Consider the following 14,347-nt stretch of genomic DNA (forward strand, 5'->3'; position numbering starts at 1 on the left):
TAAAGAGCACGGAGACCCTGATGTCCTCTTTTAACGACATGATCAACAACATTACCCCGGACATCTACGAGAGCCTGAAGCTGGCCGTGGAAATCGGCAAGTGGTCGGACGGTGGCAAGCTCACCGCCGAGCAGCGCGAGCTGTCGTTGCAGGCGATGATCGCCTGGGAAATCCAGAACCTGCCTGAAGACCAGCGCACCGGTTACATGGGCCCGCAGGAATGTGCGTCGAAGTCGATTGAAGTGCCGAACATCCTGTTCAAGTCGGATGCCATCCATTGATCGAGATTGGCCGCGGTGCAATCAGCAAAATGTCGGCGCGCCTGGACGGGCCGAATGTGCAATACGCGTTTCGTCTGGATGACGTCGAGGTGCCGGTTAACCCGTTGATCGGCACCACGGTGCGTCTGGAGTACCTGGGGGCGATCCACTGCACCCATTGCGGGCGCAAGACCAAAACCAGTTTCAGTCAGGGTTACTGCTATCCGTGCATGACCAAACTGGCGCAGTGCGACCTGTGCATCATGAGCCCGGAGCGCTGCCACTATGACGCCGGCACCTGTCGCGATCCAGCGTGGGGCGAGCAGTTCTGCATGACCGATCATGTGGTTTACCTGTCCAACTCGTCGGGCATCAAGGTTGGCATCACTCGTGCTACGCAACTGCCGACTCGCTGGATCGATCAGGGTGCGTGTCAGGCATTGCCAATCATGCGTGTGTCGACACGGCAGCAGTCGGGCTTCGTCGAAGACCTGTTCCGCAGCCAGGTCGCGGATAAAACCAACTGGCGCGCGTTGCTCAAGGGCGATGCGGCGGCGGTGGATCTGGCGCAAGTGCGCGATCAACTGTTCGACAGTTGCGCAGAAGGCCTGCAAGGTTTGCAGGAGCGATTCGGCCTACAAGCCATTCAGACGATTGCCGATGTAGAACCTCTCGAGATCCGCTATCCAGTCGAGCAATACCCGGCCAAAATCGTCAGCTTCAACCTGGACAAGAACCCGATTGCCGAAGGCACGCTGCTGGGGATCAAGGGCCAGTACCTGATCTTCGACACCGGCGTGATCAATATTCGCAAGTACACGGCTTATCAGCTCGCCGTGCATCAATAAGGACTTCAGCATGCGCACCGAACAACCGAAGATGATTTACCTGAAGGACTATCAGGCGCCCGAGTACCTGATCGATGAAACTCACTTGACCTTCGAGTTGTTCGAGGATCACAGCCTGGTGCACGCGCAGTTGGTCATGCGCCGCAACCCGGCACGTGGCCCGGGCCTGCCGCCGCTGGTGCTCGACGGCCAGCAACTGGAATTGCTCTCGGTGACGCTGGCCGATCAAGAACTGACTGACGGTCAATACCAGCTCACCGAGAATCACCTGACCCTGCAGCCGACCGCTGAAACCTTCACGGTCGACACCAGCGTCAAGATCCACCCGGAAACCAACACCGCGCTGGAAGGCCTGTACAAGTCCGGCACGATGTTCTGCACGCAGTGCGAGGCCGAAGGTTTCCGCAAGATCACCTATTACCTCGACCGCCCGGACGTGATGAGCAAGTTCACCACCACCGTGGTCGCCGAGCAGCACAGCTACCCGGTATTGCTCTCCAACGGCAATCCGATTGCCAGTGGCCCGGGCGAAGACGGCCGGCACTGGGCAACCTGGGAAGACCCGTTCATGAAACCGGCGTACCTGTTCGCGCTGGTGGCCGGTGACTTGTGGTGCGTTGAAGACAGCTTCACCACCATGACTGACCGCAACGTTGCGCTGCGCATTTACGTCGAGCCGGAAAACATCGACAAGTGCCAGCACGCGATGACCAGCCTGAAGAAGTCGATGCGCTGGGACGAAGAGGTCTACGGTCGCGAGTACGATCTGGACATCTTCATGATCGTCGCCGTCAACGACTTCAACATGGGCGCGATGGAGAACAAGGGTCTCAACATCTTCAACTCCAGCGCCGTACTGGCCCGCGCCGAAACCGCTACCGATGCCGCGCACCAGCGCGTTGAAGCCATCGTCGCCCACGAATACTTCCACAACTGGTCGGGCAACCGCGTGACCTGCCGCGACTGGTTCCAGCTGTCGCTGAAAGAAGGCTTCACCGTGTTCCGTGATTCCGGCTTCTCTGCCGACATGAACTCGGCCACGGTCAAGCGCATTCAGGACGTCGCCTACCTGCGTACCCACCAGTTCGCCGAAGACGCCGGCCCGATGGCCCATGCCGTGCGCCCGGACAGCTTCATCGAGATCTCCAACTTCTACACCCTGACCGTGTACGAAAAGGGCTCGGAAGTGGTTGGCATGATCCATACCTTGCTCGGTGCAGAAGGCTTCCGTAAGGGCAGTGATCTGTACTTCGAACGCCACGACGGCCAAGCCGTGACGTGCGACGACTTCATCAAGGCCATGGAAGATGCCAACGGCGTCGACCTGAGCCAGTTCAAGCGCTGGTACAGCCAGGCTGGCACGCCGCGTCTGGCGGTGAGCGAGTCTTACGATGCCGCTGCGAAAACCTACAGCCTGACCTTCCGCCAGAGCTGCCCGGAAACCCCGGACAAAGTTGAAAAACTGCCGTTCGTGATCCCGGTCGAACTCGGTCTGCTTGACAGCAAGGGCAACGAGATTGCCCTGCGCCTGAGCGGTGAAGCGTCGGCGCAAGGCACCACTCGCGTGATCTCGGTGACTGAAGCCGAGCAGACCTTCACTTTCGTTGACATCGCCGAACAGCCGCTGCCATCGCTGCTGCGTGGCTTCTCGGCGCCGGTGAAACTGAGCTTCCCGTACAACCGCGATCAACTGATGTTCCTGATGCAGCACGACAGCGACGGTTTCAACCGCTGGGATGCCGGTCAGCAACTGTCAGTGCAGGTGCTGCAAGAACTGATTGGCCAGCAGCAGAAGGGCGAAAGCCTGAAGCTTGATCCGCGTCTGGTCTCGGCACTGCGTACGGTGCTGTCGGACGACTCGCTGGATCAGGCGATGGTCGCGGAAATGCTCTCGCTGCCGGGTGAGGCGTACCTCACTGAAATCAGCGAAGTGGCGGATGTCGATGCGATCCATATCGCTCGCGAGTTCGCGCGCAAGCAACTGGCCGAAGGCTTGTTCGAGGCGCTGTGGCTGCGTTATCAGGCCAACCGTGACCTGTCGAAGAAAACCCCGTACGTCGCCGAGGCCGAGCACTTTGCCCGTCGCGCGCTGCAGAACATTGCGCTGTCGTACCTGATGCTTAGCGGCAAGCCGGAAGTACTGGCGGCGGCGCTGGAGCAATTCGAAAGCGCCGACAACATGACCGAGCGCCTGACGGCGCTGGCGGTGTTGGTGAATTCGCCATTTGAAGAGCAGAAAGCCTTGGCGCTGGCGAGTTTCGCCGAGCACTTCAAGGACAATCCTCTGGTCATGGATCAGTGGTTCAGTGTGCAGGCCGGCAGCACTCTGCCTGGCGGTCTGGAGCGCGTGAAAGCGTTGATGCAGCACCCGGCGTTCAACATCAAGAACCCGAACAAGGTACGTGCGCTGGTCGGCGCGTTTGCCGGGCAGAACCTGATCAACTTCCACGCGGCAGATGGCTCGGGTTATCGCTTCCTCGCGGATCTGGTGATCGAGCTGAACGGCTTCAACCCGCAGATCGCTTCTCGCCAATTGGCGCCGCTGACTCGCTGGCGTAAATATGACGATGCGCGTCAGGCGTTGATGAAGGCTGAGCTGGAGCGGATTCGGGCGTCGGGGCAGTTGTCGAGTGATGTGTATGAGGTGGTGAGCAAAAGTCTGGCTTGATGGTGGATTGGAGTCGGTGTTCCAGCTGTGGACTGGCCCTCACCCTAACCCTCTCCCAGTGGGAGAGGGGACTGACTGAGGCGTCTTTGCGCTATACGCCGACCTGAAAGTCCGGAGTCGAACTCAGGACTTGAAAAGCACGAAGATCGGCTCCCTTTCCCCCTCGCCCCCTTGGGGGCGGTCCGACGTTTCGGGAGGGCTGGGGTGAGGGGGTAAGATTTATGCATCAACACAACTCCCCAAGCCGTACGCACAAAAAAACGCCGCATTAACCAATGCGGCGTTTTTATTGACTAAAAGTTACTTCAGGTCGAAACGGTCGAGGTTGGTGACCTTCGTCCACGCCGCAACAAAGTCCTTAACGAACTGCTCCTTCGCATCCGAACTGGCATACACCTCAGCCAACGCCCTTAGCTGCGCATTGGAACCAAACACCAGATCCACCCGCGTCGCCGTCCATTTCACGCTACCGGTTTTACGGTCACGTCCCTCGAACTCATCCGCATCCCTCGAAGTCGGCTTCCACTCCACGCCCATGTCCAGCAGGTTGGTGAAGAAGTCGTTGGTCAGCGCTTCGGTTTTGTCGGTGAACACGCCATGCCGCGTCTGCCCGACGTTAGTATTCAACACCCGCAGACCACCCAGCAGCACTGTCATTTCCGGTGCAGTGAGGGTGAGCAGTTGTGCCTTGTCGATCAGCAGTGCTTCGGCCGAAACGGTGTATTTGCCTTTGCTGTAGTTGCGGAAACCATCGGCAGCCGGCTCAAGGAAGCCAAAGGAGTCGACGTCGGTTTGCTCCTGAGTGGCATCCGTGCGTCCGGGATTAAACGGCACGCTAATCGAGTGACCGGCGTTTTTCGCCGCTTGTTCGACCCCGGCATTCCCCGCCAATACGATCAGGTCTGCCAACGAGACTTTCTTGCCAGCACCACCGTCATTGAACTCGCCCTGAATGCCCTCAAGGGTTTGCAGCACTTTGGCCAGTTGCTCCGGCTGGTTGGCCTGCCAGAACTTCTGCGGTGCCAAACGCAGACGACCGCCATTGGCGCCGCCTCGCTTGTCTGAACCGCGGAACGTCGAGAGTGCTGCCCAAGCGGTGGAGACCAGTTGTGACACCGAAAGCCCTGACGCGAGGATTTTGCCTTTTAGCGCAGCCGCATCGCTGTCGTCGATCAACGGGTGAGTAACATCTGGAATCGGATCCTGCCACAGCAGTTCTTCGTTTGGCAGTTCCGGGCCGAGATAGCGCGAGAGCGGACCCATGTCGCGATGGATCAGCTTGTACCAGGCGCGGGCAAACGCGTCGGCGAGTTGATCGGGATTGGCCAGGAATCGACGCGAAATCTGCTCATACGCTGGATCGAAACGCAGCGCCAGATCGGACGTCAGCATGGTCGGCGAGAGCTTCTTGTTCGAGTCGTGAGCATGAGGGACGGTGCCGGCACCGGCGCCGTTTTTCGGTATCCACTGGTGTGCACCGGCCGGGCTTTTGGTCAGTTCCCACTCGAAGCCGAACAGGTTTTCCAGATAGTTGTTACTCCACTTCGTCGGTGTAGTGGTCCAGGTCACTTCCAGGCCACTGGTGATGGTGTCGGCGCCCTTGCCGGTGCCGAACGCGTTGCGCCAGCCGAGGCCTTGTTCTTCGAGGCCTGCCGCTTCCGGCTCGGGGCCGACATTGTCCGCAGGTCCGGCGCCGTGGGTTTTACCGAAGGCGTGACCGCCAGCGATCAACGCGACGGTTTCCTCGTCGTTCATGGCCATGCGGCCGAAGGTTTCGCGGATGTCCTTGGCCGAGGCCACTGGATCCGGATTGCCTTCAGGGCCTTCCGGATTCACGTAGATCAGGCCCATTTGCACGGCGGCGAGGGGATTTTCCAGGTTGCGCTCGCCCTGATCGGTGCGGCTTTCTTCGCGGCCATGCAGATCCGGTTCCGCCACCAGCGTGCCGTCGCCGGGCTCCTGCACCGGGCCGTTGCTCTTGCCGTAACGGTTATCGCCGCCGAGCCACTCGGTTTCCGAACCCCAGTACACATCTTCGTCCGGCTCCCACACATCGGGGCGGCCACCGGAGAAACCGAAGGTCTTGAAGCCCATGGATTCCAGCGCGACGTTACCGGTCAGAACGATCAGATCAGCCCAGGAAATATTGCGGCCATATTTCTGCTTGATCGGCCACAGCAGGCGCCGGGCCTTGTCGAGGCTGACGTTGTCCGGCCAGCTGTTCAGCGGCGCAAAACGTTGCTGACCGGAGCCGGCGCCACCACGGCCATCGGCGGTGCGATAGGTGCCGGCGCTGTGCCAGGCCATACGGATGAAGAGGGGGCCGTAGTGGCCGAAGTCGGCCGGCCACCAGTCCTGGGAGTCGGTCATCAGGGCGTTGAGGTCTTGTTTCAGGGCTTGAAAGTCGAGGCTCTTGAAGGCTTTGGCGTAGTCGAAGTCCTTGCCCAACGGATCGGACTTGGGCGAGTGCTGACTCAGGATTTTCAGGTTGAGTTGATTCGGCCACCAGTCACGGTTCGTCGTACCACCACCGGCGGCGTGGTTGAACGGGCATTTCGATTCGTTTGCCATGTTCGGGTCCTTATCAGGTCTGCTACGGCCGGCTCGTGCCGACTTCGGACTAGTAAGGCTAGACCCGACTTGGAGAGTCAGCTAATAGGCCGACTATTGGGCGCTGATAGGCAAAGTCTTTCAGCGTTTTTCGGAGCGCTTCACGGATCAGCCGATAGCGGCTACCTGCTGGAAACATGCGTGGTTGAGCCTCTGCAAAAAAACAAAAAGTGAAAATCGGGATGACAGGAAGAAATGTTATTGTATAACATAAAATTCGTTTCATTCTGTTTCTACCAGCGTTAAAGAAAAACGCTGGCAGCGATCCTCACTTTTCAGCGCATGGAAATTCTGCAATGCCTGCCCGTTCTAAACCCCTGCAACGACGCCTCAATCCGTTGGCCGCCGCGCTGCTTTTTGCATCCCCGGTGTTCGCCGCTGACACCCTCGAACTGCAACCGCAAGTCATCACCGGCAATCCGCTCGGCAGCCAGACACTCGCGTCGCCCTCGACGGTGCTCAGCGGCGACGACCTCACGTTCCAACAGAAGGGCAGCCTCGGCGAAACCCTGAACAAGCAACCCGGCGTGTCCTCGTCGTACTTCGGGCCTGGAGCGAGCCGGCCGATCATTCGCGGTCAGGACGGTGATCGCATCCGTATCTTGCGCAATGGCGTCGGCGCACTGGATGCCTCGTCGCTGTCTTACGATCACGCCGTGCCGCTGGACCCGGTCAATGTCGAGCGCGTTGAAATCGTCCGTGGCCCGGCAGCGCTGCTGTACGGCGGTAGTGCCATTGGCGGGGTGGTCAACACCTTCGATAACCGCATTCCGACCGAGGCTATCGACGGTATCCACGGCGCCGGTGAGTTGCGCTACGGCGGTGCCGACACCACGCGCAGCAGCGCCGGCAAACTCGAAGCTGGCAACGGTCAATTCGCCTTGCATCTGGACGCCAGTGCCCGCGAGTTCAATGACCTGAAAATCCCCGGCTACGCGAAAACCAGCCGCGAACGCGCGAACGACGACGGCGATTCGAAAAAACATCGCCTGGCCAACAGTGATGGTCGTCAGGACGGCGGCGCAGTGGGCGGGTCTTACACTTGGGATGACGGATACGCTGGCCTGTCCTACAGCAACTACGATTCCAATTACGGTTCGCCCGCTGAACAAGATGTGCGCATCCGCATGCAACAAGAGCACTACGCCTTCGCCTCGGAGATACGCAATCTCGACGGGCCGTTCAGTTCGATCAAACTGGATGCGGGTTACACCGATTACGAGCATCGCGAAATCGAAGGTGGCGAGGTCGGCACCACGTTCAAGAACAAAGGTTACGAGGCGCGGGTCGAGGCGCGGCACCAGCCGTTGGGGCCGTTCAATGGGGTAATCGGTGCGCAGGTCAGCCGCAACGAGTTCTCGGCACTCGGCGAAGAAGCATTCGTGCCGCAGACCGATACCGATGCCAGTGCGCTGTTCATTCTGGAAGAGTTGCAAGCCAGCGACCGACTGCTGTTCACCCTCGGCGGACGCCTTGAGCACACCACGGTCGATCCGGATGCCAAGGGCAATGAGCGCTTTGCCAACGCCGATCGCTCCAGCAGTTTCACCGCTGGCAGTCTGTCGTCCGGTGCGGTGTACACGCTGACGCCGATCTGGTCGGTGGCCGCGACGTTGGGCTACACCGAACGTGCGCCGACATTTTATGAGCTGTACGCCAACGGAGCCCACGTGGCGACCGGCACCTATGAAGTCGGCGATGCCGGGCTGTCGAAAGAAAAAGCCGTGTCCAGTGATCTCGCGCTGCGCTTCGACAATGGTACGCACAAGGGCAGTGTCGGTGTGTTCTACAGCCACTTCTCCAACTACATCGGCTTGCTCGGCACGGGCCGAACGCTGAATGACGAGGGTGAAGAGGACGCCGATGGTATTCCTGAATACACCTACTCCGGTGTTCGTGCGCGCTTCAGTGGTATTGAAGCGCAAGATCGCTGGTCCCTCGGCGAAAGCGCCTACGGCAAGTTTGCGCTGGAAATGTCCGGCGACTACACCCGCGCGAAGAACCTCGACACTGGCGAGGATTTGCCGCGCATCGCGCCGCTGCGGTTGAACACCGGGTTGCTGTGGGAACTGGACAAATGGCAGGCGCGCATTGATGTCGAACACGCCAGTTCACAACATCGCGTGCCGGACAATGAAAGCAGCACTGACGGCTACACCACGCTGGGCGCCAATGTCGGGTATCACTTCGATGTCGGTCAGAGCCAATGGCTGGCCTTCGTCAATGCCGAGAACCTGACCAATCAAACCGTGCGTTACGCCAGTTCGATCCTGCGCGACATTGCGCCGGCAGAAGGGCGCAGCATTCAGGTCGGCTTGCGCACGACGTTCTGATAATCACTGATTCCCACTGTAGGAGCTGCCGCAGGCTGCGATTTAAAAGCAAAAGATCGCAGTCTGCGGCAGCTCCTACACGGGCGTGATCAGGTGGATTGGGCGGTGTCGTCATCCGGCACGTCGTCGAGGATGTCCTCTTGCCCCGGCAATTCAGTGATCACACTGAAGTCCGTCACTTCAACTGCGCCCAGTCCATACCCCAGCAGATGGAAAGAAAACGCTTTGCGCTCTTGCGGGTTGTCGAAGCTGAAGTTCATTTCCAGCGGCTGCTCGGCGGTTGCAACCATCTCCTGCGGCAGACCGATCTGCACATCCTGTTCAAACTCCTTGGCCTTGAGCTGAATGTACGCCGCCTGCTGCGGGTCGACTGAACGTACGGTCAGACGCACGCGAGTGTGCGAGCCTTTGGGCATTTCCAGATACTGCGCGCCGATCAGGTTGTCGGCCCAGTCATCCTTGATCTGCGCTTGCAGGGGGATGACGTTGGTGCTGCCGAATTGATAGCGATGATTGAGCGGCGTGCGCAGCAGCGACAGGTCGAGGGCGTTGGCGCGAGCAGCGATCTGCCGGGCCGGGTGGCCGCTGTAGTTGCCTTTGTACGTGGCGCTTTCGGCGATGAAGCCGGCGCTTTCGTAGTAGCGGCAGCGGCGCGGCATGTCGCACTCGGAGAAGATCCCCTGACCGTTGTGATAACGCAGTTTGCCGTTGGTGAACGACATGATTTCGCGGCCGCTGTCGTAGTCGCGAAACAGCGAACGGCCGCTTAGCGCGGAAGGCACCGGCAGGTCGAAGTAGTCGAGGATCGAGGTGCTCAGATCGACGTGACCGTAGACGCCCTTGTTCAGTCGCGGCAGTTGTTCATGCTCCGGCGCCAGGGTCAGATTGAAGCCCCATGAAGAGGCCAGCCGCACGCCGTCGATGCCGTGGGATTCGTCCGAGGTGATCACCACCAGCGTGTCTTTCAGAACGCCCTGACGCTCGAGGCCGTTGAGAAACTGCTCCAGCGCATCGTCAAGGTAGCCGACGGCGGCTTGCTTGGGCGTTTCATAGCGCTCCAGATACTCCTCCGGTGCGGAGTAGGGCTGGTGAGTGCCCACGGTCAGCAGCGTCAACATCCACGGCTGTTTCTGCTTTTTCAGTTGGCCGACGTAATCGAGCGCACCTTCGAAAAACGCCCCGTCATCCTTGCCCCACGGGAACTCCAGATAATTGCTGTTGCTGAACCACTCCAGGCCATGAGTCGCATCGAAACCGATGTGCGGCATGATCTTGTCTTTGGCCATGAAACGCAGGCCGGCACCTTGCAGATAGTGCGTGCTGAAGCCGTGCTCACGCAGTTGCGCCGGCAGGCAGGCCTGATTGCGCTCGTTGAGGGTGAGCATCTCCACGCCTTTGGGCGTGCCGTTGTTGAGCTTGTCGTAATCGCCGCAGAGCATGGAGTACAAACCGCGAATGGTCTGGTGCGTATGCAGCACGTAATCCGGGGTGTTCATGCCGCGCTCGGCCCAGCGGCTGAGGTTGGGCATCAGGTCTTCCTGATAATGACTGCCGATGGCTTCGCGGTTGGCGCGGATGTAGGCACCGGGAATGCCTTCCAGCGCGATGATCAGTACGTTGCGCGCTTGCCCAGGGGCGGCCAGCAGTTTCTGCCCGTTGAGGTCGACGTCGGTGAGACCGGCCATGGCCGGAGCGGGTTCTTCAACATCGCCGTCCAGCCATTCCTCGGCCTGAATCTGCAAATCGGCGACTTCGGTGGCCAGCAACTGGTGCGGCAGGTTGTACTGGCGCCACGGATCCGCTTCGCTCGGCCACAGGTTTTGCGCGCCCCAGTGCGCGGCGAACAACACCAGCGGCGCGCCCCAGACAGCGCGGGGCAGGGGCGGACGCGGTGTGCCACGGCTGGCAAATTGAGTCAGCAGCCAAAACAGCAGGGCCAGCAGCAAAGTGATGCCCAGCGCCGGGTGCGCCAGCCCGCCACCCGTGGAGTTCTCTACGAACTGCGGATCGATCAGGTAATGAATATCCGAAGGCGTCGGCAGACGCCCGACGGCGCTGACCAGTTCAGCGGTCGCCACGGCCAGCAAGCCCCAGAACACCAGCACCGGCAAGGCCAGCCACCAGGCACGACGATGCAGCAAAACCACCAACAGACTGCCGATGGCCAGATCCGACACATAACCCAGTGGCGTTGACCAGCCCAGTGCCGCACGCAGGCACACCGGCACAATCAGCACGAGAAAGATCAACGAAAAGAGGCGGGCATGCGGCTGCCGCAACCGGTTAAAAAGAGCGCTCACAAAAAAGACCTTCCAGCCATTAAGTCGTCATAAAAGTGTGCGCGATGATATCAAGGGTGGGCTGTCTGATCGCCCTTTTAAACGCGCAACTGATGTGCTGGCGCACGAGCTCTCGAAGGTGATGGCGCGGCTGCAGCCCTGATCGGCCCTCGGGTCAAACGGCAATCGGCGATATTGCCACCGACGGATTTATTGTTTCAGGCTGTTTAAGCCGCCAAACCATCACCGGTATCCAATGCAGGAGCTGCGCAACACTGCGATCTTTTTCAACTTCGGAATCAAAAGCCCGCAACCTCGTTTCGCTCAACAACCCGTGCTATCGATATGCGATAAAGATATTTAATTTCTATTTTTTATAGCGATAAAGTCAGGCCTTTCAGCAAACCACCCCCATGCTGCGAGGTTGTCATGGCCACACCGTTCAAACGTTCCGCACTGACTCTGTTGGCCGCTTCCCTGGCGGCGAGTGCCTTGTTCAGCACCGGCGCTCAGGCCGAAGGCAAGATCAGCATCGCCCAGCAATTCGGCATCGGTTACCTGATTCTCGATGTAGTGCGCGATCAGAACCTCATCGAAAAACACGGCAAGGAGCAGGGCCTCGACATTAAGGTCGACTGGAACAGTATTTCCGGCGCCACGGCGATGAACGAAGCGTTGCTCACCGGATCGCTCGACGTGGTGTCTGCCGGGGTGCCGCCAATGCTCACGGTGTGGGATCGCACCAAAGGCAAACAGAACGTCAAAGCCATCGCCGCGCTGGGCTCGATGCCCAACTATCTGCTGACCAACAATCCGAACATCAAGACGCTTAAGGACTTCACCGACAAGGACCGCATTGCCGTACCGGCCGCCGGTGTCGGCTTCCAGTCGCGCACCTTGCAGATCGAAACCGCCAAGGAGTTCGGTGACGCGCAATACAAGAAGTTCGACGACATCTCAGTCAGCCTGCCGCACCCCGATGCAACGGCGGCGCTGATTGCCGGCGGCTCGGAAATCAACTCGCACTTCTCCAGCCCGCCGTTCCAGTATCAGGCCCTGCAGAATCCCAACGTGCACAAAGTGTTGAGTTCCTACGACGTGCTCGGCGGCCAGGCGACGTTCAACGTGCTGTACACCACAGAAAAATTCCACGACGAAAACCCGAAGACCTACAAGGCGTTCTACGACGCTTTGGCCGAGGCCGAGAAGATCATCAAGGCTGATAAGCCGGCAGCGGCTCAGGCGTACATTCGTGTCGAGCAGTCGAAGTTGCCGCTGGCTCTGGTCGAGCAAATCGTCAAGGACCCGGAAATCGATTTCACCGTGGTGCCGCAGCGCACCTTTATTTATGCCGAGAAATTGCAGGAACTGGGCGTGCTGAAGAACAAGGCCGACAGCTGGAAGGATTATTTCTTTGAAGAGGCGCATGGTGGCGCGGGGAGCTGATCACGCCGGGGCAAGGAGCGGAACGCCGTGGGTTGTTTCTGGACAGCGTAAAAGCCACTCAGTAGCATTCGAGTCCAACGGATTATCCCTTCGCACGTCGTCCGACGTGGAACGCTCAAGGAATCGACATGCGCGACACCCGCATTGACCAAAAACGAACGGTCGTGACACAGGTCAACGGCGAGATTCACTATGAAACCCAGATCAGTTTCAGCTCCACGTCGCTCGTCGATGGCGAAATTCGCGTGCATCGTGCTGAAGGCAATCAGCTAGACATTCCGGTGGCCGGGGCGGACTTCGCTTGGCGCATTGATCTGGACGGGGTGCATAGAATTCCGGTGACAAAGGCAGCGGTTGAACCGGAGGAACCGCTGCCTGTCGATGACAGCTTGAAGTTATTCACCTCGAAAAACGTATGGATCACCCTCGGGCTGTGGTTCTTCGTCAGTTCGGTGTTCGGTTGGCTGGGGATTGTGGCGGCAGGCGGATATCTCGGTTACCAGTGGCGTGAGGTGGAAAAGCGCAAGGAACAGTTGGCCAAGGCGCCCGTAGATAAAGCCGTGAGCCGTTCCGGCTCGGGGATGTCACGAGAAAGCGTGCGCAGGGCATTGGCCCGCAAGCGTTAATGCCTGCACAGAAAAGACAAAAAAAAGGGCGGCCTGATCATCGATCAGGCCGCCCCTTTTTATCGCCGCTCAGTCAGATCAGTGCATTTTGCTGTGATCGTGACCTTCCATGTTAGTCAGCGCGCGAACCGGCGCTTTCACTTCGATGGTCTCTTTCTCGCCTTTGGCGTTTTCCACGGTCAGGGTCAGCGGCACGCTTTCGCCTTCCTTGAGCTGACCGGTCAGGCCCATCAGCATCACGTGGTAGCCGTTCGGATCAAGCTTGACGGCTTTGCCGGCCGGCAGCTCGACGAACTTCACCGGGCCCATGCTCATCACGTCGTTCTTCATGCTCATTTCGTGGATCTGCACGTCTCGGGCTGCTGGGGTGGCGACGCTGAGCAACTTGCTGTCGCTGTCGGCAGTCAGGGTCATGAATGCACCGCTGGCGGACTGGGTCGGCACGGTGGCTCGGACCCAGGCATCGTCGACTTCGGTCGCTGCGGTCGCCTGGAATGCCAGACCCAGCAGAGAAAAACCGATGACAGCACGTTTGATGTGGTTCAGAACAGGTTGCATCAGCAAACCTCCATAACAGTAAGCAAATCTTCCGTGCATTGTTCTGCCGAAAGCGAGGTGGACAGCCCCAGGCGCAAGCCGCCGTTGGAGTCGTAAACGTAACTGGTGGCGGTGTGCGAGATGGTGTACGTGTCGCCGGCCGGGACTTTCTCGTAGAACACGTCGAATTCCTTGGCCGTGGCCGCTGTTTCCTCAAGCGTGCCGTACAGCGCAACGAACGTCGGGTCGAAGGCTTTCATGTAGGCGTCGAGGATTTCCGGCGTGTCGCGCTCGGGATCGAGGCTGATGAAAATCACCTGCAAACGGTCGCCATCAGCGCCCATCAGCTTCTTGATTTTGGCCGCGCGGGCGAGGGTGGTCGGGCAGACTGCCGGGCACTGGGTGAAGCCGAAAAACACCATCGGCATCATGCCGCGAAAGCTCGACAGCGTCATGGTTTCGCCATCGGTGTTCTTCAGTTTGAAGGTGCGCCCCATGATCTTGTTACTCAGATCCTTGCCGTACTTGTACGACAGTTGGCCGCGGGTGTCACAGCCGGCGAGCAGGCCTAGCCCGAGCACGCCCATTCCCGCAAGCACCTTGCGGCGAGTCAACAAAGCCGTCATCTAATACCGCCTTTTGCAGCCCGTCAGTCAGCAGGACTGGCGGGGGGTTAACCGTAAAAGCGGCGCATGATACCAAACTGAAGGCAGAGGCCGGCCACGGATCGCCACTCGGCG

The 14,347-nt window shown here is 59.4% G+C and carries 10 protein-coding genes; 6 read left to right on the plus strand and 4 right to left on the minus strand.

The window, feature by feature from the left end; translation table 11 throughout:
- The first annotated feature begins 20 nt into the window (after window positions 1–20).
- The 3 genes from F8N44_RS12270 to pepN are packed head-to-tail and all read left to right on the plus strand — an operon-like array spanning window position 21 to window position 3,776.
- On the plus strand, window positions 21–281 hold the full coding sequence (locus tag F8N44_RS12270; protein WP_007919229.1) for a YeaC family protein: 261 nt from the start codon (window positions 21–23) through the stop codon (window positions 279–281).
- Window positions 278–1,108: a DUF2797 domain-containing protein gene (locus F8N44_RS12275; RefSeq protein ID WP_150650491.1), complete on the plus strand. Its 831-nt coding sequence runs from the start codon at window positions 278–280 to the stop codon at window positions 1,106–1,108. The genes F8N44_RS12270 and F8N44_RS12275 overlap by 4 nt, the downstream gene beginning before the upstream one ends.
- A 10-nt stretch (window positions 1,109–1,118) precedes the next feature.
- Window positions 1,119–3,776: an aminopeptidase N gene (pepN, locus tag F8N44_RS12280; RefSeq protein WP_150650492.1), complete on the plus strand. Its 2,658-nt coding sequence runs from the start codon at window positions 1,119–1,121 to the stop codon at window positions 3,774–3,776.
- A gap of 300 nt (window positions 3,777–4,076) precedes the next feature.
- Here the strand turns inward: pepN and katG are convergent, their stop codons facing one another.
- Window positions 4,077–6,347, minus strand: coding sequence for a catalase/peroxidase HPI (gene katG / locus F8N44_RS12285; protein WP_150650493.1), 2,271 nt, complete (start codon window positions 6,345–6,347; stop codon window positions 4,077–4,079).
- 335 nt (window positions 6,348–6,682) lie between these two features.
- Between katG and F8N44_RS12290 the strand changes: the two genes are divergently transcribed.
- Entirely contained in the window at window positions 6,683–8,719 is a 2,037-nt protein-coding gene (locus tag F8N44_RS12290; RefSeq protein WP_150650494.1) for a TonB-dependent receptor, read from the plus strand.
- An 89-nt stretch (window positions 8,720–8,808) separates the two neighbouring features.
- Here the strand turns inward: F8N44_RS12290 and F8N44_RS12295 are convergent, their stop codons facing one another.
- Window positions 8,809–11,019, minus strand: coding sequence for an LTA synthase family protein (locus tag F8N44_RS12295; protein ID WP_150650495.1), 2,211 nt, complete (start codon window positions 11,017–11,019; stop codon window positions 8,809–8,811).
- A gap of 408 nt (window positions 11,020–11,427) precedes the next feature.
- Here F8N44_RS12295 and F8N44_RS12300 point away from each other — a divergent pair, with 408 nt between their 5' ends.
- Both F8N44_RS12300 and F8N44_RS12305 read left to right on the plus strand, forming a co-directional pair.
- Complete coding sequence (locus tag F8N44_RS12300; RefSeq protein ID WP_127928543.1) at window positions 11,428–12,444, plus strand: ABC transporter substrate-binding protein; 1,017 nt, start codon at window positions 11,428–11,430, stop codon at window positions 12,442–12,444.
- 128 nt (window positions 12,445–12,572) lie between these two features.
- Window positions 12,573–13,070 (plus strand): hypothetical protein, encoded by a 498-nt coding sequence (locus F8N44_RS12305; RefSeq protein WP_150650496.1) that lies wholly within the window; start codon window positions 12,573–12,575, stop codon window positions 13,068–13,070.
- Between the two features lie 78 nt (window positions 13,071–13,148).
- On the opposite strand, the gene F8N44_RS12310 is transcribed toward F8N44_RS12305, so the two are convergent.
- Window positions 13,149–13,628: a copper chaperone PCu(A)C gene (locus F8N44_RS12310; protein WP_150650497.1), complete on the minus strand. Its 480-nt coding sequence runs from the start codon at window positions 13,626–13,628 to the stop codon at window positions 13,149–13,151.
- A complete protein-coding gene (locus F8N44_RS12315) occupies window positions 13,628–14,233 on the minus strand; it encodes an SCO family protein (RefSeq protein ID WP_008079652.1) in 606 nt (201 codons plus the stop codon). The genes F8N44_RS12310 and F8N44_RS12315 overlap by 1 nt, the downstream gene beginning before the upstream one ends.
- Window positions 14,234–14,347 lie beyond the last annotated feature (114 nt).

It is taken from the genome of Pseudomonas fluorescens (genome assembly GCF_902497745.1).
GTDB lineage: Bacteria > Pseudomonadota > Gammaproteobacteria > Pseudomonadales > Pseudomonadaceae > Aquipseudomonas > Aquipseudomonas fluorescens_BM.

Coding starts and splice junctions, on each gene's coding strand:
- F8N44_RS12270 (WP_007919229.1), top strand. CDS start 21: ATGTCCTCTTTTAACGACATGATCAACAACATTACCCCGGACATCTAC.
- pepN (WP_150650492.1), top strand. CDS start 1,119: ATGCGCACCGAACAACCGAAGATGATTTACCTGAAGGACTATCAGGCG.
- katG (WP_150650493.1), bottom strand. CDS start 6,347: ATGGCAAACGAATCGAAATGCCCGTTCAACCACGCCGCCGGTGGTGGT.
- F8N44_RS12290 (WP_150650494.1), top strand. CDS start 6,683: ATGCCTGCCCGTTCTAAACCCCTGCAACGACGCCTCAATCCGTTGGCC.
- F8N44_RS12300 (WP_127928543.1), top strand. CDS start 11,428: ATGGCCACACCGTTCAAACGTTCCGCACTGACTCTGTTGGCCGCTTCC.
- F8N44_RS12305 (WP_150650496.1), top strand. CDS start 12,573: ATGCGCGACACCCGCATTGACCAAAAACGAACGGTCGTGACACAGGTC.
- F8N44_RS12310 (WP_150650497.1), bottom strand. CDS start 13,628: ATGCAACCTGTTCTGAACCACATCAAACGTGCTGTCATCGGTTTTTCT.
- F8N44_RS12315 (WP_008079652.1), bottom strand. CDS start 14,233: ATGACGGCTTTGTTGACTCGCCGCAAGGTGCTTGCGGGAATGGGCGTG.